This is a genomic window from Staphylococcus nepalensis (assembly GCF_002442935.1).
GTDB lineage: Bacteria > Bacillota > Bacilli > Staphylococcales > Staphylococcaceae > Staphylococcus > Staphylococcus nepalensis.
This window is the reverse complement of sequence record NZ_CP017466.1, coordinates 611,156-633,006: the sequence shown is the minus strand read 5'-3', so window position 1 is coordinate 633,006 and position 21,851 is coordinate 611,156. Positions and strand designations below refer to the sequence as shown.

Below are 21,851 nucleotides of genomic sequence, written 5' to 3'. Positions count from 1 at the left end.
CTCCTTTAAGTGTTTTTTAATTATATACGTATCGGTGGTAATAAACGTAATAGTTCATCTTCTCTTTCTTCGTATTTAGGGGGCATTATCAAGCGTGTACCTAAATCTTCGAAACGTTCATCGATTGTAAAGCCTGGCCCTTCAGTGGCAAATTCAAAAATAATGTCACCACGTTCTTTCATGTAGACTGCATTAAAATAATGACGATCTTTGACTTCAGTTACATGGTAACCTCTATCTAACATTTTCGTTTGCCATGCTTTATGAACATGGTTATTTGGCACTGACCATGCGATATGATGGACCACACCTACGCCCCAACGAACATGTTCATTTGGTACATCTTTTTTTACCATAACGTGATGTTGCCAATCGCCTACTGTTTTCAAATGGATATACATATCATTTTCATTTACACATGCTAAGCCCATTTCTTCAGTTAACGTTTGAACTGTTTGATATGGATTATTAGACAACATAGTAACACCATAAAAACCAACAATATCTATGCTATGCTTATCTAAAGCTTCCTTGTCATCTTCAACAAGCGCCAAAGGCAACTCATGTGCATCTACAAATTCAAGCGTATCTTTTCCAAATAATTGTGTTCTTACTGTCTCAATTTCGTGTACCTTTAGATGTGTTTCCCATTGCTTTAATGAACCCCGGGGCACCCTAAATGCAATATGTTGCACTTGTCCCGCGCCAGTACGGCCTTTATAATGATTGGGCCAGTTAAAAAATGTCAATATCGTGCCATTGTCAACGCCACCATTTGAAAAGTATAAATGGTATGTTGATGGGTCATCAAAATTCACTGTTTTCTTTATTAATTTTAAATTGAGAATATCTCGATAAAATTGAATATTTTCTTCTGGATTACCTACAATTGCTGAAATATGATGAATGTGATGAATAGGATCCATCTCCACCCCTCCTAGTTTATTATTAAAAAAACAATCCAAAAAATTTAGCGTGATCGTTTCGTATCAAAAGGACGTACTTCCGATTCTATATAATCACGTTTTTTCTCTAAAAATGGTGGCAATGCAAGGCTCTCACCTAATGTTTCATAGGGTTCATCTCCCATAAACCCTGGTCCATCTGTAGATACTTCAACTAATATATGACCAATACGGGCATACAATGCTTCAAAATAAAATCTATCTACTAAACCTGAATTTCCGATGCCATATTGTTCATATTTTTCTAACCATTTTGAAATAGCTTCATGGTCTTCTAATCTGAATGAAACATGATGCACTTCGCCGTAACCTTGTCTAGCTTCAGGGGCTGTCGTGTCTTTTCTTAAAAATACTTGACCACCATTGCCACCTTCACCAACTTCTAATACTGCAACATCTTCCTCTTCAATAATTGTTCTCATACCAAATATTTCTTCCAAGATTTTTTTGAAATCTTCAAAGTAGCTTACAGTGATTTCAATAGGTCCCAAACCATAAATTGCTTTATCAGTAGGTACTGGCCCTTTTTTCCATGGTTGTCCTGATGCTACGCCTTTATTATTTTCATCAGAAATTAATTGATAACTTTGTCCATCAGGCTCTTCAAATGGCAACACTTTTTTACCAAATAGCGCTTGTATGCCTTCATGTTTAACCCCATACTCATTAAATCGTGCTTCATAATACGCTAACGCTGCATCATCAGGTACGCGGAAGGAAGGACGCGTAATTGAATTTGTTCCAGAATGACCTTTAGGAACGTGAGGAAAATCAAAAAATGTCATATCTGTACCAGGTGAGCCGACATCATCTGCAAAAAATGTATGATAGGTATAAATGTCATCTTGATTTACTGTTTTTTTCACAAGTCTCATACCTAATACTTCAGTAAAAAATTTATAATTTCGTTCAGCATCATCTGTCATTGCTGTTACGTGGTGTATACCTAATAATTGATTATTTGTCATAATAAAACTCCTCTTTTTATATTTATCTCGATTTCGAAGTAATTTTAAATAAAATTTTTAAGTGCTAAGCCTAAATCATAGGTTGTGCACTTAATTTTTTCAAAACGTGCTGTAATGTTGTTAATTCTTCATCTGACAAAATTGAAAAAGTTGATTCTAATGTTGCAGCATGCTTAGGAAATATCTCATTCATCAATGTACAACCTGCTTCAGTGAGCGAAGCATTAGTCACTCGTTTGTCTTGTACATTTCGTATTCTTATTACATACCCTTTTGTTTCTAATTTATCTACAACATATGTGATACTACTACTCGCAATTAATACTCTATCACCAATACGTTGTATCGGTTGATCGCCTTTATTGTACAGTAACTCTAATACCGCGAACTCTGTCACATTTAGTCCATAACGTTGAATGTCATTCCTAACTATTTGTTCCAAATGATCGATAGTTCGGTTTAAACCAACAAATGTATTTAACGACGCTTTAGTTCGATTCATCACATCACCAACTTTCAATTTATTTCGATTTCGAGATAAATTATAATACTGTTTTTTAAACAAGTCAACACATTGAGTATAAAAATTATACTGTCATTTAAAAGTCATACAAAAATAAACTTACATTTGCTTATTTATTCAGTTTCTACCATTCAAATTAGTGGTATATATCATAATGTGGAGGTGTCATAATGAATCAATTATTTATAAACAATGAATTTGTAGAAAGCAAATCTACTGACACAATGGACGTCATTAACCCTGCAACTGAAGAAAAGATAGACACAATTACTTTCGCAACAGAATCTGAAGTTAACTCAGCTGTAGAAAAGTCAAAACATGCACAATTAGAGTGGGAAAAAGTGCCTCAACCAACACGAGCTGACCATGTAAAAATGTTAATCCCTTTATTAGAAGAACATAAAGATGAAATTGCAAAATTGTATGTTCAAGAACAAGGAAAAACACTTGCTTCGGCAAAAGGTGAAATAGATAAATCTATACATTTTATAGATTATATGACAAGCCAAAGTATGAATAATAAAGGCGAAGTCTTGCAAAACAGCCGTGAAAACGAAACGATTTTGTTAACTAAAAAACCAATTGGTGTAACAGCAGGTATTGTGCCTTGGAATGCGCCCATAATGGTGTTAATGAGAAAAGTGATCCCTGCTATTGTAACTGGTTGTTCTGTAGTTATTAAACCTAGTGAAGAAACCTCACTTGTCACGCTAAAAATTGCTGAACTATTTCGTCAATCTACTATACCTGCAGGACTTATTCAAATTCTTCCAGGTAAAGGAGAAGCGCTAGGTACGCAATTAGCTGAACACCCAGATATACAACTCATTTCAATCACGGGTAGCATGCGCGCAGGTAAATCAGTTTTTGCTAAGAGTGCAAATACAGTTAAAAAGGTAAATCTTGAACTTGGAGGTAATGCACCTGTATTAGTCACCTCAAATGCGAATTTAGATAAAGCAGTTGATTATATCGTTACAGCAAGAATTAATAATGCCGGACAGGTATGCACTTGTCCTGAACGCATTTTTGTACACAAAGCTATTCATTCAACATTTATCAATAAGTTAAAAGAAAAAATGCAGAGTTTAACTGTAGGAGATCCATTTGATAATAAAACAGACTATGGTGCGCTTATTAATCAAAAACAATTAAATAATGTGGATGAAAAAGTTCAAAATGCAGTTAACAATGGGGCTCAATTAATTACAGGTGGCCACATCATCGATCGTCCTGGCTATTTTTATGAACCTACCATTTTAGATCAAGTAGATCCAGAAGATAGCGCGTTTAAAGAAGAAATTTTCGGACCTGTGTTGCCAATTGTGCAATATAACAACTTTGACGAAGCCATCGAACAAGCAAACAACACAAATGCTGGTTTATCATCTTATATCTTTTCAGAAGATTTAAAAGAAATTATGACAGCAACCGAATCGCTTAAATTTGGTGAAGTTTATGCCAATTGCGAAGCAGAAGAAGTTGTAAACGGATATCACGCTGGTTGGAGAGAATCAGGTTTAGGTGGCGCTGACGGTGTACGCGGGCTAGAAGAATATTATAACACTACTGTTTCATATATTAGATATGATTAAGATAATTAGATATTAAGAAATGCCTCAACATTATGATTTAAAGTATCAAACTAATGTTGAGGCATTATTATTATATAACTAAATCTGTACTACTCGTTAAGTGCTTTATCTAAAGATTTCATATTTTCTTTCATCAATGATTGATAAGTGATTTCGTCATCACTTACTTCTTCTTTTGATAAAGTAGCCATATTGTGAAATTTTAGCGGTGTAGTATTGGACTCTTTTTGAATCACATCTGTTACTTTGGATGTGATATTTTGTTCATATAATACATAAGGTTGTTTTGTTTTATTCATATTTCGAACAATATTCATTAATTCCCGTTGGCTAGGTTCTTCATTATTCATGCCACTGACACCCTGCTGTTTAAAATGATAGCGATTAGCTAAATAACCTATAGAATCATGAGATATAATAACTGTGTCACGTTTAGGATGCTGTGTTATCTTTTTCATCTTATTATCAATTTGATTGATATCTTTTATCAATCGTTTATAATTCTGCATATAATAAGATTGATGTTTAGGATCTTTCTCTACCAAGTCATCTTTAATTGCTTTAACAAACTTTTTATTTAATACAGGGTCAAGCCATACGTGTGGATCTTGTCCTTCATGATTGTGACCTTCATGGCTATCATGGCCATCATGTTCTGTATGCGTTTCGTGCTCATGCTCGTGGTCGTGCTCATGTTCGTGTTCGTGACTAGCAATTAAATCACCATGATTAAGATCTTGCGCAACTGGTAACTTCAAACGATCATTATTAATTGAAGTTGCAACTTTTTTAGCAACTGGGTCCATTTCTTCATTTGAATAGATAAATAAATCACTTTTAGCAATATTAATCATTTCTTTTTGCGTAGGTTCAAAAGAATGCATGTCTGCTCCAGGTGGATAAATTGAATTGACATCTACGTATTTACCACCTATTTGCTCAGTAAAACTTTGAAATGCAAATGCCGTTGTATATATTTTAAGTTTATTGTTAGAACTGACGTCTTTTTTCTCAGTATTTATATTTCCGCAAGCACTCAACAATACGATAAATATACAAGTCAGTATAAATAATACTCTTTTTTTCAAAAAACGCCCCTCCAAATCGAAATTATTCCGTTAAAACTATAAACTTATTTTCTTAATTTTTCAATGGTTTTTACTTATTCTATAATAATTCTTAGCTAATTTTTCCCATAAATATAGATTAATTCCTATTATGAGTTTAACTTTAGCTTAAATGTGATATTAAATAAGTATGAAGTTAATCTACAAGGAGTGATTTAAATGGCGGAAATTAAACAAGGTACAAATAAATTTTATGTAGGCGATAATGAAAATAACCCTCAAGCTGAAATTACTTTTCAAAAACAAGGTGATAACCAAATCAATATTGATCATACAGGCGTACCAGACGAACTTGGCGGCCAAGGTTTAGGTTCACAACTTGTAAAATCCGTAGTTGATTACGCTCGCGATAATAATTTAAAAGTTACTGCAACATGCCCTTTTGCTAAATCTGTGATTGAGAAAAATGCAGAATATCAAGATGTGTACTCAGGTTAGTTTTTTACAAACTAAATTCAAATATAAGAAACGGGACAGAAATAAAATTTTAATTTCTGTCCCGTTTTTTAACCATTTTGCAATAAATACATATTACGATAAATACCATTTTGCTGAATTAATGTTTCATGTGTACCTTGTTCTACAATCCTACCATGATTCAACACCAATATCTTATCTGCATCTTGAATCGTAGAAAGTCTATGTGCGATGGCTAAAGTGGTTCTTCCTTGTCTCATCGTGTCTAGAGACTGTTGAATTTGTTCTTCCGTTTCGGAATCAATATTAGCTGTTGCTTCATCTAATATTAATATTCGAGGATTTGTAGCAATCGTTCTCGCAAATGCTAATAATTGGCGTTCACCACTTGAAAAAGCACTCCCTTTTTCAATCACTTTATGTTGATACTGACCTGGCAATTTTTCAATAAAATGATTAGCGTGCACAAATTCTGCAGCAGCTTTGACTTGTTCAAATGTCATCGTCGGGTGGTACAGTTTAATATTTGATTCCACAGTACCATAAAATACAAAAGCATCTTGCAACACTAATCCTATTTTCTGCTTTAATTCTTCTTTTGGTATTGTTTTAATTGAGTAGCCATCTATTTCGATAGCGCCACGGTTAAATTCATAAAAACGCATAAACAAATTGATGATTGAACTCTTTCCAGATCCTGTGTGACCAACAAGTGCAACCATTTCACCAGGGTTAACAGTAAAATTGATATTTTTTAATACATCTGTCTCACCGTCATAACTGAAACTAACATTTTTAAACTCAATCTTCCCTTCTTGGATGCCATGGTTTAATATTGGATGCTGTTTAGGTTCATAAGTACGGTCGTCAATCAATGTAAATACTCTACTCGCTGACACCAATGCCTGTTGTAAAATATTTAAATTCTGACTTACTTGATTAATCGGTTCAAAAAAACGTTCCATATATTGTACAAAGGCAAACACGACGCCTGCAGTAATTCCTGTGGTAAAGCTAATTATTCCAAAATACCCCAAAATCATAACTGTCGCAAATACAGAAATCGCGCTAATTGCTGGTCTCAATAATAGGCTATCGAGTTTTACTGTTTTTAACATATATTGGTAATGTTCATCATTAATATCATTAAACTCTTTATTTAATCGTTTTTCTTGATTAAATGCTTGGATTATCTTCATACCTTCTATAGATTCTGCTAATTTTGTATTTAAATCTGACAATCTTTGTCTTGATTTTGCAAATAAAACAGCTGAATATTTACGATAAATTGCTAGCATTATAATGATAATGGGCAGAAAAACCAAAGCGATTAAAGCCAATTTCACATCCAAAATAAACATCATAATATAGCTTGATATCATCATAAAAAATGCTATTACAAATGTTGAAAACACGCCTACAATCATATCTACAATGGTCTCTGTATCATTAGTCACTCTAGAAACAATACTACCTCCAGGCACTTTATCAAAATAGCTCATTCCTAATTTCCCTAATTTATTAAAGGCGTCAATTCTTAACTGTTGAATGACTTTAAAGGCAAGATATTGAAAAAGATATTGACTTAAATACATTGTTAAAGCACCAATAACCTGAATACTAATAAAAATAACGACAAGCCAAATCATCGATTGTTGAGGAAAATGGCGCGGCGTAAGATAATCATCAATAAATATTTTTACCATATAAGGTGTTAGCATACTTGCAATTGTTGATAAAGTTAATGTAAAGAATGCTAAAGCAATAATGCCTTTATAAGGGACTGTATATTTGAATAATCTAACTAAAACTTGAGCTTGATCTTTTGCAGTTAAGTTAACATTTTCAGTCATTTGCATCGCCCCCTTTCGCAAGGTCATCTAAATTACGAGTGAGTTGTTGTTGTAATGCTTGAGCTCGATACGTTTCATAATACCAACCTTTTTGATTCATTAATGCTGTATGTGTCCCACTTTCAACAACCGTGCCACCTTCCATTACAATAATTTCATCAGCGTGTTTCACCGCACTCATACGATGAGCCGTTATGATATTGGTTTTACCTTTCCTCAATTTTTCTAAGTTACCCAATATCACTTCTTCAGTTTGCGCATCTACCGCGGAAAGAGAGTCATCTAAAATTAACACCTCTGGGCCAATTAATAACGCTCTAGCAATCGAAATACGCTGTTTTTGACCTCCTGATAAGGAAACACCACGCTCACCTACTACCGTTTGGTATTGGTTCGGAAAAGATAGAATATCATCATGGATATGACTGGCTCTACTAGCTTCAAAAATACTATTATCATCGATTTCCTCATTACTAAAAGCAATATTGTTTCGAATCGTAGTTGAAAATAAAAAGTGTTCCTGTGGCACATAGCCGAACTGTGTGCGTAAATTTTTCACATTATAATCTCGTATTGGATAACCGCCATACTTAATTTCATTAGCTTCTGCTGTATCAAATTCTCTAAGTAGCAATCGGATTAATGTACTTTTTCCTGAACCAGTACGACCTACAATACCTACAGTTGAACCTTGTTTAACTTCAAAATGAACATCATGAATGCCATCTTTTTTATTACCCGGGAAATGGAATTTTTTGATATGAAATTCAATATTTCCTACAGGGCTTGCATCTATTTTAAAATGTGTATCTATACCATTTGGCGTATTACCTATTTCTTCAATCCGTTCATAAGATGCTTTAGCTCTTTGGACAATATTAAAAAACAAACCTAAAGCTAATAAAGGCCAAACCAACATACCTAAATATGTTGTAAAAGTAATGAGTTGACCTAACGTGATATCATGATTAAATACTAATTTCGTTCCAAAGACGATGGATAAAAAGTAACTAATTCCTATTACCAATGTAATTGTGGGGTCAAATAATGCATCAATTTTTGAAACTTTTAAATTTTTTACTACAACATCATCGCTTAAATTTTTAAAGTCCTTTTGATCACTTGTTTCGTAACCAAACGTTTTAGTTACTTTGATACCTGCAACACTTTCTTGTGTCTTATCATTTAATCTACTAAACGCCGCTTGTGCTTTTTTAAAGCCTTTGCTTAGTAGTGAACCATAATAACTTGTTAACAAAACCATAAAAGGCAATGGTATCATTGCAATCAATGTCAATTGCCAACTCACTGTCGCAGCCATTGTAATCACAACTGTTCCACCAGTTATTAAAGCATCTGCGATCATTAAAATACCTGCCCCTGCAGCATTTTGAACTGCCCTTATGTCATTCGTTGCATGTGCCATTAAATCGCCAGTCCTTCTATTTTGAAAAAAAATAGCACTCATATTTGTATATTTCTTATATAAAGAAGTTCTTAATATCTGCCCCAATTTTTGACTTGTGCCAAAAATTGATAATCTCCATACATACCTTAAAATATAAGTGAAAATAGCAACAAATACTAAAATGACAAGGTAAACAGCTAATACTTTAGGCGTTAATTTGTTCGTTGTCATCTGATCAATGGTTTTACCAATAATTTGAGGTGGTACAATTTCAATTAAAGCAATTAATAACAAAGTGATAAGTCCTAAAATGTATTTACTCTTATGTTGTTTAAAAAACCATCCCAACTTCCAAAACACCTGCATGCGCTCACCCCCAAAATTAATCCAATTGCTTATGCACACATCTTACCACAAGTTATTAAATGTAAATATACAAGTGTTTTTGCCTTTTTATAAAATTTAATCTTCCTCTGAGACAGACAAATTGACTCGGTATAATTTTTATATTAACTTATATTTATAAAGCATAAGTTAATATAAAGGAGCAAGATGATGACTTTTCACGATAAATCTGCAATACAAGTAACGAACGTTACACTAAATGTTAAAAATTTAACAGATATGGTTGATTTTTATACACATATTCTAGGCTTAACAGTTATGTCCAAAAATGAAAATACTGCGACTTTACAAGTTGGACTGAATGGTCATACAATGACATTATTCGAGATTCAAGACGGACGTCAGCCTTCTATCAGAGAAGCAGGACTGTTTCATATTGCATTACTATTACCTGAAAGAAAAGATTTAGCAGACTTTCTTTTTCACGTTTCTCAATTAAACATTCCAGTAGGTGGCGGAGATCACCTTGTAAGTGAAGCTTTATATCTTAATGATCCTGAAGGAAATGGTATCGAAGTTTATTACGATAGATCTGAAAATGAGTGGTTATGGAAAGACAATAAAGTAAAAATGGATACACTACAAGTAGACATTAATAATTTGCTTAAACAAAGAACAGAAATAGGTTGGAAAAAAATGCCATCTAACGCTAAAATTGGACATTTACATTTAAAAACTTCTGATTTAGAAATAGCTCAACGTTTTTATATTAACCAATTAGAACTCACACATATTTCCAATTTTCCCCAAGCTCTGTTTATGTCTACCAAAAATTACCATCACCACATTGCAGTAAATACTTGGCAAGCTAATATGCCTCGAGTTAAAAACGGTAAAAGTTATGGGCTGGCTCATATTGATATTTATAAACCTCATATCAACACTGTACGTATGTTTACAATTGATGGATTAGCTATTACAGTGCACAATCATACAGAATTAGTAGCTGATAAGACATAATCAAAACCACCCGTATAACGGGTGGTTTGTTCTGCGGCTATAAGCCTTTGTTACTGACCAGCCCTGATAAGGGCTCTGAGAAGATCAGCCATATGTACTACTTTCCCAGCAACCCTTAAAAGGGTTGTTTATTTTTTCTTTCTAGTTTCTTCGCCAGTAAATGGGTCTATATATTCGACAAGCGTTAATTGCTCTGCAACGATATCCTCTTGTAATTGATTACGAATATAATTTTCTATAACTTTTTTATTTCTTCCAACTGTATCAACGTAAAACCCTTTACACCAAAATTTTCTATTTCCATATCTATATTTTAAATGTGCATGTCTATCAAAAATCAATAAACTACTCTTCCCTTTTAAATATCCTACAAATTGGGAAACACTTAATTTTGGTGGAATACTAACTAACATATGAATATGATCTTTACATGCTTCAGCTTCAATAATTTCTACACCTTTTCTTTCACACAACTGTCGCAATATTAATCCAATATCTTTCTTTATTTTTCCATAAATAATTTGCCTTCTATATTTAGGAGCGAAGACAATGTGATACTTACAATTCCATTTTGTATGTGCTAAACTATTTGTGTCTGATGACATAAATTGCATCTCCTCATGTTGTTAATTTTGGTTGGCTGACCAAATATTATTTTAGCACGTAGAGATGCAATTTTTAATACAACGGTATAACCATACTGCACCATACGCATAGCGTATGGTTTTTTATATAAGTAAAAAGCTTGGAACAATGAAAAACAATTCATTGTTCCAAGCTTTATATTATTCAACCCATTCTACTACATGAGATTGAGGTTGGCGCACTTTTTCTTTTGAATCACTTTCTCTATAACCAAATGCAACCATAACAGATGGTGCAAAATGCGCTGCATCCATAATATTTTCCTCGATTAAGAATTGTGTAACTGCATCTAAATCAAAACCTTCTATAGGACAAGAATCAATATTCAATAATGCGGCACTTGTCATCATGTTTCCTAACGCAATATAAGTTTGCTTTTTCGCCCATTCTAATAATGTATACTCACTATCATTTATATGAAAATTTGTTTGGAAATTATCAAATTTCACTTCTGTTGCAGGTATGCTTTCTTCACTATATTGTTTGATTTCACGGATCATATGTTGTACGAATGGCGATTTAGAAGTTACATTTTTACGAGCCAATATAATTACAAAATAACTTGCAGTATCTAATTGCCCTTGTGCCCCCCAACTAATTTCTTTTAATTTATTTCTAATTTCGCGATTTTGTATTACCACAAATTTCCACGGTTCTAAACCTAACGAACTTGGAGACAATCTGCCCGCTTCCAATATTGTATTAAAATCACTTTCACTCACTTTTTTATTTGAATCAAAGCGCTTCGTTGCATGTCTAAAATTAAACGCGTTGATGATTGTTTGTTGCATATCATTCATTTCTTGTTTGCCATCCTTTCGAATTATATATTATACTTTTTAGTATAGGATAATTTATAATCCTGATTAAAATAATATGTTTATACTCTATACTAAATGTGAGCGAAAAACTTAATTATTAATTTTAAGTACTTCATCTTCAATAACAGATAAAACGCCTTGTTTATTATTTGAAGGCGCTACATAATTTGCGGCTTCGAATAATGAGGCATCCTCACAGTTTTCCATCACATAACTATAATGTGCTAATTGCAACATATCTAAATCATTATTTGCATCTCCAAATGCCATTAATTCATTTTTAGTTAAATCCCATTTATTTAATAATCTTTCTAATGCACTTCCTTTAGTCATGCCAGGTATAATAAGATCGATACTATCACGACCACTGGACACTAATGCTAAACCTTTTGAAAAGTAATTTTTTAAATCTTCATCGAGTGTAGGGTGTGTACCTCTATTAATATTTAAAGCAATTTTTACATATTCATCTTTAGGTAAATTTTGAAATGACTCAATTTCTTTCAATTGGCGATAATAAAAATGCGCCTCTTTTTTAAATGTTTCTCGGTTGTCTTTTAATATGTAAGCACTATCCAAACCACACACAATGATCTCTTTAATACCACGATCTATATTTAAATAGTTAACGACACTTTGGTAAAAATCTCTTTCAAAAGCTTGATAATCATATAACGTATTTCCTTCATAAATAACAGCTCCATTTTCAGCAACAAAAAACATGTTTCTATCACCAAAAATAGATTTCAATTTAGCATATTGATTACCACTGGCCGCTATAAATTTAATATGCTCGTTTTCTAATTGTTGAAAAATACGATTAAACCTTTGTTCATCGTATTGTTTGCTTGAATCTAAAAAAGTGCCGTCCATATCTACTGCAATTGCTTTTATCATATGCTTATTCCCCTCGAATCTTATGTTATATTTGTAACCTATTATATCTACAATAATCGCTGAATCAAAGTAAATAAATCGCCCATATACATTGATTTGTACTTCATTTATATCAAAAACTGAATAAAAAACAGAGCAGGATAGAAACCTTTTCTTACAAGATTTCGTAGCCCTGCTCTGTCAAGTATGACAACAAGTCACATTATCGCAATTTTTCAATCATTCATCACTAACATGCTAAACCTAACTAAACTATCGATGTATACTTCCTATTACTGAATCAATCCTTTAAAATATATGCAGAAATGATAGCTTGATTTAATTTAAATGTCTACAATTCATATAAAACTATAATATATAATTGAAAACTGTTTTTAACTTAATTTTCCTTACTGTCTTCTTTAAAGTGTACGATAGAAATATAATTTGTTTCTTCTTTGATATCATAAATAGTTAAACCTGTAATGTCTTTTTTCTTTCCTGGTACGACAATACTTATAATATAAGCGAAAATAAATGCTACTAAAAATGAAATGATAGACACGTAGAATGGCGAATTACCACCACCCATACCATTAAAGATATAGGCAAATATGATTCCAAATATTAATCCCATCAAAACACCAAACGTATTTGTACGACGTGTAAATATGCCTACTGCAAACACGCCTGCCAATGGTACACCTACTAATCCAGTAATAAGTAAGAATAAGTCCCAAAGATCATTAGAATCAGATGCAATTAAATAAATCGACATACCAAATCCAAACAGTCCTGCAAGTATAATTATCCATCTAGCAAACCCTACTTCACTTTTCTCATTTCCTTTTCCAAAAAATCTATGCTTAATATCGACAGAAATACAAGCTGAAATTGAATTTAAACTTGAAGAAATCGTTGACTGAGCAGCTGCAAAAATCGCCGCAATTAACAAACCTGCAACAAATGGTGGCATTTCAGTCAAAATAAAATATGGTACGACAGAAGATGTATTAAATCCTGTAGGCAAAGCAGTATTATGACTATAGAATGAATAAAGCATTGTTCCCATTCCATAGAATAATGGCGCTGATACTAAAGCTAAGACGCCATTTGTCCATAATGATTTTTTAGTCTCTGACATAGATTCAGATGCTTGATAACGTTGAACTACGTCTTGGCTTGCTGTATATTGGTGCAGGTTATTAAAAATATTCCCTAGAAAGATAATTGGGATTGCTGCTGCTGCAGTATTAAATTTCCAGTTATCCGTGCTAATAATCTTTTTATGCTCAAGCGCATCGCTCATAACAGTACCTATGCCGCCTTGAATGTTTATAACACCTAATATAATAATTGCTGCTGCGCCACCTAAAAGAATCACACCTTGAATAAAATCACTCCATACCACCCCTTCAAATCCACCAAGAAATGTGTACAATATACACAAAATGCCAACAAGACTCGCGACTACATATGGATTCATATCAGATACTGATGTAATAGCTAACGTAGGTAAATAGATGACAATTGCTACCCTACCGATATGAAATAAGACAAATAATAGCGAACCAATAACGCGAATACTAGGGCCAAAGCGAGCCTCTAAATATTCGTAAGCAGAAGTTACCTTCAATTTTTTGAAAAATGGTACATAAAAATAAATAAGTAATGGAATTATTGCTACAATCGCAATATTCCCCGCGATATACGACCAATCTGTTAAAAATGCCTTTTCAGGCGTCGACATAAATGTAATCGCGCTTAATGTTGTAGCGTAAATAGAGAAACCAACTGCCCAGGAAGGTAAACGGCCGCTAGCAGTAAAGAAACTATCTGTACTTTGACTTGCCCTTTTGGTAAAATATGCGCCTACTAACAGCATCACAACTAAATAACTAACAACTGCAACCCAGTTCCATATACCAAAACCAACTTGTTCCATTCATTTCAACCCCTTATACGGTAACCTATAAATTATACGTATTAATTAATGCTCCCAATTTTTCTCTATTATCTTCATCGAATGGTTTAAATGGTCGTTTTGGTACACCACCATCAATACCACGTGTAGCTAATATTTCTTTAAGTGTGGAATAAATGCCCATAGACAACACATTCTCGATAATGTCATTTGTATCATGTTGAATTTGATACGCTTCTTCAATCTCTCCATTTTTAGCTTTTTCAAAAATTTGTCTTGCACGTCTACCATTGACGTTATAAGTAGAACCAATTGCACCATCTACTCCAGAAATAGCTGCTTGTACTAGCATTTCATCAAATCCAGAAAGTATGAGCTTGTCTGGATAAGCTTTACGAATACGCTCTAGCAAAAAGAAGTTAGGTGCTGTGTATTTCACACCTACCACTTTTTCATGATTAAACAGCTCACCAAATTGGTCGATTGAAATGTTAACTCCAGTTAAATCTGGTATAGCATAAATAATTAAATTGTTTTGTGTGACCTCAATTAATTCGAAATAATAGTCTTTAATTTCTTCAAATGAAAAAGGATAATAGAACGGTGTAACTGCTGAAATAGCGTCATATCCTAATTCAGTTGCATATTTACCAAGTTCTATCGCTTCATTTAAATCTAAAGAACCTACCTGTGCAATCATTTTCACATCATCGTTAACAGCTTCTTTAGCTACTTTAAAAACTTGTTTTTTTTGTTCTTTATTTAACAAGAAATTTTCGCCAGAGCTACCATTAACATAAAGCCCATCTAAGCCTTCAGTTTCAATCGCATTTTGCACAATTTGCACTAATCCCTTTTCTTTCACTTGTCCTTTTTCATCAAACGGTACTAATAACGCCGCATATAATCCTTTTAAATTCTCTTCCATTGATAACCCCTCCATCTATGTATTTAAGTTATTATTCCTAGGCATTTATATAACTATATAATGCAATAAAAAACATCTTTTATTTTTCTATTTACAGTTCAAATTGTAAACGCTATCATAAAATGTGACAATAGCTTTTTGAAAAAATACATCATTTATCAATAATATTTATGAAAATAATTTTCAAAATAATTCAGTATATTTGATAATCTGAGGAGGTTTCATAAATGAATCTATATAATATCGCTATTGATATTGGTGGTACAGAAATTAAGGCAGCTGTTTTCAATCAACAGCTAAAGTTCATAGATTACATAAAAATACAAACACCGAATAATGTCGACACATTTATTAAAGATACAGTTTACGAACTTGTAGCAATGTTTAAAGCAAAATATGGCATTGAACCACTCAATGTAGGTATTTCTAGTGCAGGGGTTGTAGATGAGCATAATGGTTTAGTTGAATATGCTGGGCCAACGATTCCAAACTACACGGGGACGAACTTCAAAACTATACTCAAGCCATTAAATGCTCAAGTACAGGTTTTTAATGATGTAAATGCAGCGTTATTAGGAGAACTTTCATTTCATGATTACGAAGCACAAAACATATTTTGTCTAACGCTTGGAACAGGCATTGGAGGTGCTTTTTATAATCAGTCGTCTCAACTCTATAATGGCGAACGAAATCGAGCCAATGAAATTGGGTATTTGCTTTATGATGCCCAAACAAAAAAGACCTTTGAACAACGCGCTTCAACATCTGCTTTGAAATCACTCATGATAGAAAAATCCTTTGCTTATAAAGATGATGTACCCAAATTATTTGAACTAGCAGATCAGCAAGATGCGCTCGCCTTATCTATACTCAATCAATGGAGTGATTCAATCGCGGAAGGGATTGCCCAAATACAAATCATTTATGATCCTGGATTAATTCTTATCGGAGGTGGCGTCTCTTCACAAGGTCAAAATTTGTTAAAGTATATTATTCCTAAAGTTGCGCTTTACTTACCTGTTCAATATGGTCATGCTTCAATACAAACTACACGAACACAAAACCACGCTTCTCTTTATGGCGCCGTTTCTAAATTTTAAAAAATAAAGCTAAGGCATCAACAGATGCCTTAGCTTTTATTTACGTTATGAATAATAACAGCTGTAAAAAAGTAAAACAGCTAAAATTATTACTATTTTTATTCGTTTAAAATGATTTTTTTAGTATGTTGATATACATGATGCATGTAGTCATCTTCCAATAATAAATAACTCACAATATCGATTAAAAATAATGTTGCAATTTGAGTATTTATAAATTGGGTATCTCGATTTCTCGATTGATCAGTAGTAATTAATACTAAATCTGCACATTCTGTTATTGGACTTCCTTCATAATTAGTGATGACGACAACATAGGCGCCGGCGTCATGTGCGACTTTAGCTGCAGCAATTAATTCGGTTGTTTCACCACTATTTGAAATAGCTACAAATGTATCCGATTGCGTTAAAAGAGAAGCAAATATTTTCATTTGATGTGCGTCGGTAGAAACGTTACCTTTCAACCCCATCCTCATCATGCGATAATAAAACTCTGTAGCTGATAATCCAGAACTACCTAAACCTGCATATATAATTTGCCGGCTTCGAATAATTTGATTAACAAAGCTTTGAATTTTTTCATCAGAAATAAACTCTCCTGTTTGTTGAATAATATTTTGATGATATTTATGAATACGCTGAATTAATGGACTATTTTCAATCACTCTTTCTGACATTTCTTGCTGCAAATTAAACTTCAAATCTTGAAAGTTTTCATAATTTAACTTATTGCTAAATCGCGTAATAGTTGCAGGCGAAGTACCAATCGCGTATGCCAATGAATTAATTGTTGAAAATGTGTCATCAAATTCGCTGTTTTTAATATATTCTACAATGTATTTATCTGTTTTAGTAAACAAATGATGATAACGCTGAACGCGATTCTCAAATTTCATCATATACACCCTTTCCATCCCCATATTAGCTATATTATAAATGAAAATGTTTTTCAGAACAATGAAATATATTGATTATTATTTTCTCAATGTTATATTAAAACTATAAATCAATTAACAAATTAAGCATTTTATAAAATCTACTAAAGTTACGGAGTGTATAATTATGTTACCACAAGGATTGATTGTCTCATGCCAAGCCTTGGAAGATGAACCGTTACATTCGTCTTTCATTATGTCTAAAATGGCTCTAGCTGCTTACGAAGGTGGCGCTGTTGGTATCAGAGCAAACTCTAAAGAAGACATCATCGCAATTAAAAAAGAAGTGAATTTACCTGTCATCGGCATAGTAAAAAGAAATTATGCTCATTCAGACGTTTTTATCACGGCTACTAGCAAAGAAGTTGATGAATTAATAGATAGTAACTGTGAGGTCATTGCTTTGGATGCTACAAAACAAAGACGCCCTCAAGAAACTTTACAAGAACTTGTTTCATATATCCGTCATAATGCGCCAAACGTAGAAATTATGGCGGATGTATCTACGCTTGAAGAAGCACAGTACGCTGATACATTAGGTTTTGATTACATAGGCACAACACTACGTGGCTACACTTCTTATACAAAAGGGCATATTCTATACGAAAACAATTTCCAATTTTTAAAAGACGTACTAACACACGTCAATGCGAAAGTCATTGCTGAAGGAAATGTCGTCACGCCTGAAATGTTTAAGCAAGTTACAAATTTAAATGTTCACTGTACAGTGGTTGGGGGTGCAATCACACGGCCTAAAGAAATTACTAAACGTTTTATTGAAGCAATCGAAAAATAAACATTAAAAGCCTGTATTCAAGCGCACCTAAAGTAGGTTGCTATTGGAACACAGGCTTTATCTTTTTATTATTAAAATTACACCGCTTCAGCAATAAATATCTTTCTATCTTCCCACTCCCCCGTTTGCTCATTATAATTATCGCAAGTAATTAATGTCAGTTGCTTCTTGTCCGTTGGTTGCTCATCCAATATTTCTACCGCATCTGGTTTTACGTCATAGATTTCTGTAATCTTATATTCTCGTTGTGCTTCTCCAACTTTAAAATAAATCTTGCTTCCCTTTTTGGCTTCAGGTAACCTAGAAAATTGGTAATCCGAATGTCCTACCATTGTATGACCAGCAATCGCTATATTTTGATCATCTAATGATTCATTCTCCTCTGCAAAACTCACGCCCCTATCTAATTGTTCGGGCGTGGCTGGTCCAGGATAAACAGGTGTTTTAATATCTGCATCTGGTACTGATAAATAACCTGCCATTTGAGTTTTATCTTTAGGTATTTCTACTTTTTTATTTTTATTTTCTTTAGAATGTTTATCATAATGTTCTATTTTATTTTCATTGTCTTTTTGTGCGAAGTAATCATCTATTTTCGGTTTTGCAAATAAATAAATTGCAAATAAAATGAGTGCCACGCCAACTAATGTGACAAGTTTGCTTACCCATTTATTCATATAAATATGACTCCTTTTTCTTTGTAAACATATTCAATATAAGTATAGCACAACTTTTTAATAAAAAAAGTTACTTTATAACAACTTCCCAAGTTTTGAAATTTCAGTATAGTGGTATGTATGATTATGAATTAATTTATACAAAAAGGAAGTGTTTGTATGTCCGTACTTTCAAGTGACGAACGTGTTAAAATTTTATCTGATATGATTGAAATTCAATCTGTAAATGAAAAAGAACTTGATGTTGCGCATTACTTAGAAAAACTATTTAATAAACACGGTATCCAAACCCAAATTGAACAACTAGAAGGTGAATCTACGCGAGCTAACTTAGTAGCTGAGATAGGTAATGGGAAACCAGTCATCGGCGTTTCAGGACACATGGATGTTGTCACAACAGGCGATGATAGTTTATGGAATTATGATCCGTTTAAACTGACAGAAGATGACCAAGGTAGATTACATGGTCGTGGTTCAGCAGATATGAAATCTGGACTAGCTGCATTAGCAATTAGTTTAATAGAAATTAAAGAAGCTGGTACATTAGAGCAAGGTACAATTCGATTTATGGCAACAGCTGGAGAAGAAATAACAAGTAATGGCGCAGCTTTACTACATAAGAAAGGCTACATGGCTGATGTAGAAGCGCTATTAATTGCAGAACCTTCACAAGATGGTATTGTGTATACACATAAAGGGACAATGGATATACAAGTTGTATCCAAGGGTAAATCTTCACATAGCTCAATGCCTGAACTAGGCTATAATGCTATTAATCCTTTAGTAGATTTTATCCATTATTTAAACAATGAATATAGTAAAGTAGATATTAAGAGTGACTTATTAGGCACACCGACCATGAATTCTACAATTATAACTGGCGGAGATCAAGTCAACTCAATACCAGCTTATGCTGAATCATTGTTTAATATGCGTACAATTCCAGACTACGATAACAATAAATTCGAAAATTTATTTAACAGCATCAAAGATCGAGTAGAACAAGAAAGCAATGCTGATATCACTGTTAATCCTTATGTCAATCGTGATCCTGTATACACTAAAGGGGATAATGAATTCTTAAAATTAGCTAAATCTTTAGGCGATGAACACTTTGACCGAGATTTAGAAGTGACATCTTCTACTGCAACTACAGACGCATCATATTTAATGAAAGACAAAGACGACAACTTTTCATTTGTTATGTATGGCCCCGGCGAAACTGGGCAAGCACACCAAGTCGATGAATATGTTTATAAGCATACTTACCTTAAATTTATAGATTTATATAGTCAATTATTACCACAGTATTTAAATAATGCTAATTAATATGAATAGAAGCGTATAGATAATGATATCTTTTCTAACAAGTTTCCTAACCTCGCTTCTTGTAGGAATGGCTATAGGCTATCCTAGGATGAAACATTATTTATGTCCTAGAAAGATTATAAGAGGACGAGACGTTTATTAAATGTCTCGTCCTTTTTTCTATCAATTCGTCATACTATAGCTTAATTTTTTCTATTTTATTTCTAACCAATTAACTATTTCGTTTAAATTATTAACCGTTATTGTAGGTGTCTGTCCATTAAAATCGAAAAGCTCATTATGTCTATTGACCCAAACAGTATCAAAACCAAAATTACTTGCACCTGTAACGTCCCATGAATTAGAAGAAACAAACAAGATATCTTCTCTCTTCAAATGATAATATTTTAATATTAATGCGTAACTCGCTGGACTTGGTTTATATTGTTTAATTTCATTTACACTTATAACCGTGTTAATATAATCACCTAACTCAGAGTTATCAATCAATGGCATTAACATATTGTCATTTCCATTTGATAATATACCGACATCAATCTCTTTACTATTTAATAGTGATACCACTTGGGGAACTTCTTCAAAATATTCTAAATCTAAAAATGAATCAAATAATTGATTAACATCTTCCCTATTATATTGTATTTCATGGCTCTCCATTGTATAACGTAACGCTTCTTTTGTTAATTCATCAAATGGAATATAACGTTGCATAATTTGTTTTAAAAACATGTGATTTAATTGCGTTTTTCTCCATAATTTAGAAATTGATGTTGCTTGCGCATCATCAAACTGAACCATATCTTTCTTTAAAGAGGACATATCAAATAGTGTTCCATAGACATCAAAAATAATTGCTTTATACATAACGAACCTCCCTTTCTATTTACACACTTATATATTCATTAACACGTTTTAGTAAAATAAAACAATTTCTTCTTCAACAATTATTTATTCTAAAAAACTAAAGTTGCTTGATTTAACTATCCTTTATATTAATTTATTGTAAATTTTTCAAATATAGCATTAATACGCCTTAATTCGGTTATAAGAAAAGTAAGAGAGGAGGCAGTTTGTTATGAGAAAAACATTTCTATTTGATTTATTAAGTCTCTTTTTTATCGCAATTGGTTATATGTTAATCATTACGTTAATTCTATTTTCTTTTGACTTTTTAGAAATTCAAACAACTGGTTCAAGCTTTTTAGAAACCCTTAGTACAATAACTATATTTCAGTTTTTCAATCATGATATATTTAATGGGTTATTCACATTATTTTTAATTGTCTCTTTCTTATTGTTCTTGTATAAAACCATTGAACTCTATCAAAAAAATAAGTGAATGACTTCAAAAACTTTAACCCCCAAATTTGTCGCTCTATTTTATTTAAAATGCATCACATTTATTTCATTTTAGGTTTTTATGAATTTTATATTGTAACACTATATTATAAGTTATATAATATTCTAAGAGAATGTATTGTGCTTAAGTTTTGTAGTGCCATCTATCATCATAGTTATATTCCATTCCCATAATTAAACTTTATGCACCCATTTTCACTAATGGTATTGCACTACATTCTCAGCAAATGTGTAAAATTT

21 protein-coding genes are annotated in these 21,851 nt (G+C 32.7%); 7 read left to right on the top strand and 14 right to left on the bottom strand.

From position 1 onward, the window contains the following. Window positions 1-20 precede the first annotated feature (20 nt). The 3 genes from BJG89_RS02705 to BJG89_RS02695 all read right to left on the bottom strand — a co-directional run bounded on the left by BJG89_RS02705 (window position 21) and on the right by BJG89_RS02695 (window position 2,435). Entirely contained in the window at window positions 21-926 is a 906-nt protein-coding gene (locus tag BJG89_RS02705) for a VOC family protein (protein ID WP_096808429.1), read from the bottom strand. Window positions 927-970: 44 nt separating this feature from the next. Then, window positions 971-1,933 carry a ring-cleaving dioxygenase MhqE gene (gene mhqE / locus BJG89_RS02700; protein WP_096808428.1) on the bottom strand — a complete coding sequence of 321 codons (963 nt, stop codon included), beginning with the start codon at window positions 1,931-1,933 and terminating at the stop codon, window positions 971-973. Window positions 1,934-2,003: 70 nt separating this feature from the next. After that, window positions 2,004-2,435 (bottom strand): MarR family winged helix-turn-helix transcriptional regulator, encoded by a 432-nt coding sequence (locus BJG89_RS02695; protein WP_096808427.1) that lies wholly within the window; start codon window positions 2,433-2,435, stop codon window positions 2,004-2,006. Between the two features lie 188 nt (window positions 2,436-2,623). Here BJG89_RS02695 and aldA point away from each other — a divergent pair, with 188 nt between their 5' ends. After that, on the top strand, window positions 2,624-4,051 hold the full coding sequence (aldA, locus tag BJG89_RS02690) for an aldehyde dehydrogenase (protein ID WP_182478027.1): 1,428 nt from the start codon (window positions 2,624-2,626) through the stop codon (window positions 4,049-4,051). 89 nt (window positions 4,052-4,140) lie between these two features. Here the strand turns inward: aldA and BJG89_RS02685 are convergent, their stop codons facing one another. Then, complete coding sequence (locus BJG89_RS02685; RefSeq protein WP_096808425.1) at window positions 4,141-5,139, bottom strand: metal ABC transporter solute-binding protein, Zn/Mn family; 999 nt, start codon at window positions 5,137-5,139, stop codon at window positions 4,141-4,143. Window positions 5,140-5,337: 198 nt separating this feature from the next. Between BJG89_RS02685 and BJG89_RS02680 the strand changes: the two genes are divergently transcribed. Further along, the gene (locus BJG89_RS02680) at window positions 5,338-5,616 is read left to right on the top strand and encodes a GNAT family N-acetyltransferase (protein ID WP_096808424.1); all 279 of its coding nucleotides are present in this window, start codon (window positions 5,338-5,340) and stop codon (window positions 5,614-5,616) included. Window positions 5,617-5,684: 68 nt separating this feature from the next. On the opposite strand, the gene BJG89_RS02675 is transcribed toward BJG89_RS02680, so the two are convergent. Further along, the gene (locus BJG89_RS02675) at window positions 5,685-7,448 is read right to left on the bottom strand and encodes an ABC transporter ATP-binding protein (RefSeq protein WP_096808423.1); all 1,764 of its coding nucleotides are present in this window, start codon (window positions 7,446-7,448) and stop codon (window positions 5,685-5,687) included. Next, a complete protein-coding gene (locus BJG89_RS02670; RefSeq protein ID WP_096808422.1) occupies window positions 7,441-9,222 on the bottom strand; it encodes an ABC transporter ATP-binding protein in 1,782 nt (593 codons plus the stop codon). The genes BJG89_RS02675 and BJG89_RS02670 overlap by 8 nt, the downstream gene beginning before the upstream one ends. Window positions 9,223-9,411: 189 nt before the next feature. Here BJG89_RS02670 and BJG89_RS02665 point away from each other — a divergent pair, with 189 nt between their 5' ends. Beyond that, complete coding sequence (locus tag BJG89_RS02665; RefSeq protein WP_096808421.1) at window positions 9,412-10,221, top strand: VOC family protein; 810 nt, start codon at window positions 9,412-9,414, stop codon at window positions 10,219-10,221. A gap of 128 nt (window positions 10,222-10,349) precedes the next feature. Here the strand turns inward: BJG89_RS02665 and tnpA are convergent, their stop codons facing one another. The 5 genes from tnpA to BJG89_RS02640 form a co-directional block, all read right to left on the bottom strand. After that, the gene (tnpA, locus tag BJG89_RS02660; protein WP_039069888.1) at window positions 10,350-10,826 is read right to left on the bottom strand and encodes an IS200/IS605 family transposase; all 477 of its coding nucleotides are present in this window, start codon (window positions 10,824-10,826) and stop codon (window positions 10,350-10,352) included. 180 nt (window positions 10,827-11,006) lie between these two features. Next, complete coding sequence (locus tag BJG89_RS02655) at window positions 11,007-11,666, bottom strand: NAD(P)H-dependent oxidoreductase (RefSeq protein WP_096808420.1); 660 nt, start codon at window positions 11,664-11,666, stop codon at window positions 11,007-11,009. A 111-nt stretch (window positions 11,667-11,777) separates the two neighbouring features. Further along, entirely contained in the window at window positions 11,778-12,584 is an 807-nt protein-coding gene (locus tag BJG89_RS02650) for a Cof-type HAD-IIB family hydrolase (protein ID WP_096808419.1), read from the bottom strand. Between the two features lie 379 nt (window positions 12,585-12,963). Next, window positions 12,964-14,508 (bottom strand): sodium:solute symporter family protein, encoded by a 1,545-nt coding sequence (locus BJG89_RS02645; protein ID WP_096808418.1) that lies wholly within the window; start codon window positions 14,506-14,508, stop codon window positions 12,964-12,966. A 25-nt stretch (window positions 14,509-14,533) separates the two neighbouring features. Next, window positions 14,534-15,415: an N-acetylneuraminate lyase gene (locus BJG89_RS02640; protein WP_096808417.1), complete on the bottom strand. Its 882-nt coding sequence runs from the start codon at window positions 15,413-15,415 to the stop codon at window positions 14,534-14,536. 227 nt (window positions 15,416-15,642) lie between these two features. On the opposite strand from BJG89_RS02640, the gene BJG89_RS02635 reads away from it, so the two are divergent. Next, window positions 15,643-16,515 (top strand): ROK family protein, encoded by an 873-nt coding sequence (locus BJG89_RS02635; RefSeq protein ID WP_096808416.1) that lies wholly within the window; start codon window positions 15,643-15,645, stop codon window positions 16,513-16,515. A gap of 98 nt (window positions 16,516-16,613) precedes the next feature. Here the strand turns inward: BJG89_RS02635 and BJG89_RS02630 are convergent, their stop codons facing one another. Next, window positions 16,614-17,411 carry a MurR/RpiR family transcriptional regulator gene (locus tag BJG89_RS02630; RefSeq protein ID WP_096808415.1) on the bottom strand — a complete coding sequence of 266 codons (798 nt, stop codon included), beginning with the start codon at window positions 17,409-17,411 and terminating at the stop codon, window positions 16,614-16,616. Between the two features lie 166 nt (window positions 17,412-17,577). On the opposite strand from BJG89_RS02630, the gene BJG89_RS02625 reads away from it, so the two are divergent. Continuing rightward, complete coding sequence (locus tag BJG89_RS02625; protein WP_096808414.1) at window positions 17,578-18,246, top strand: N-acetylmannosamine-6-phosphate 2-epimerase; 669 nt, start codon at window positions 17,578-17,580, stop codon at window positions 18,244-18,246. A 77-nt stretch (window positions 18,247-18,323) separates the two neighbouring features. Here the strand turns inward: BJG89_RS02625 and srtA are convergent, their stop codons facing one another. Further along, window positions 18,324-18,923 (bottom strand): class A sortase SrtA, encoded by a 600-nt coding sequence (gene srtA, locus BJG89_RS02620; RefSeq protein ID WP_096808413.1) that lies wholly within the window; start codon window positions 18,921-18,923, stop codon window positions 18,324-18,326. A gap of 159 nt (window positions 18,924-19,082) precedes the next feature. Between srtA and BJG89_RS02615 the strand changes: the two genes are divergently transcribed. Continuing rightward, complete coding sequence (locus BJG89_RS02615) at window positions 19,083-20,252, top strand: ArgE/DapE family deacylase (protein WP_096808412.1); 1,170 nt, start codon at window positions 19,083-19,085, stop codon at window positions 20,250-20,252. A gap of 192 nt (window positions 20,253-20,444) precedes the next feature. On the opposite strand, the gene BJG89_RS02610 is transcribed toward BJG89_RS02615, so the two are convergent. After that, complete coding sequence (locus BJG89_RS02610) at window positions 20,445-21,116, bottom strand: haloacid dehalogenase type II (RefSeq protein ID WP_096808411.1); 672 nt, start codon at window positions 21,114-21,116, stop codon at window positions 20,445-20,447. A gap of 211 nt (window positions 21,117-21,327) precedes the next feature. Between BJG89_RS02610 and BJG89_RS02605 the strand changes: the two genes are divergently transcribed. Beyond that, window positions 21,328-21,591, top strand: a complete 264-nt coding sequence (locus tag BJG89_RS02605; protein ID WP_096808410.1) for a hypothetical protein — start codon at window positions 21,328-21,330, stop codon at window positions 21,589-21,591. Window positions 21,592-21,851 lie beyond the last annotated feature (260 nt).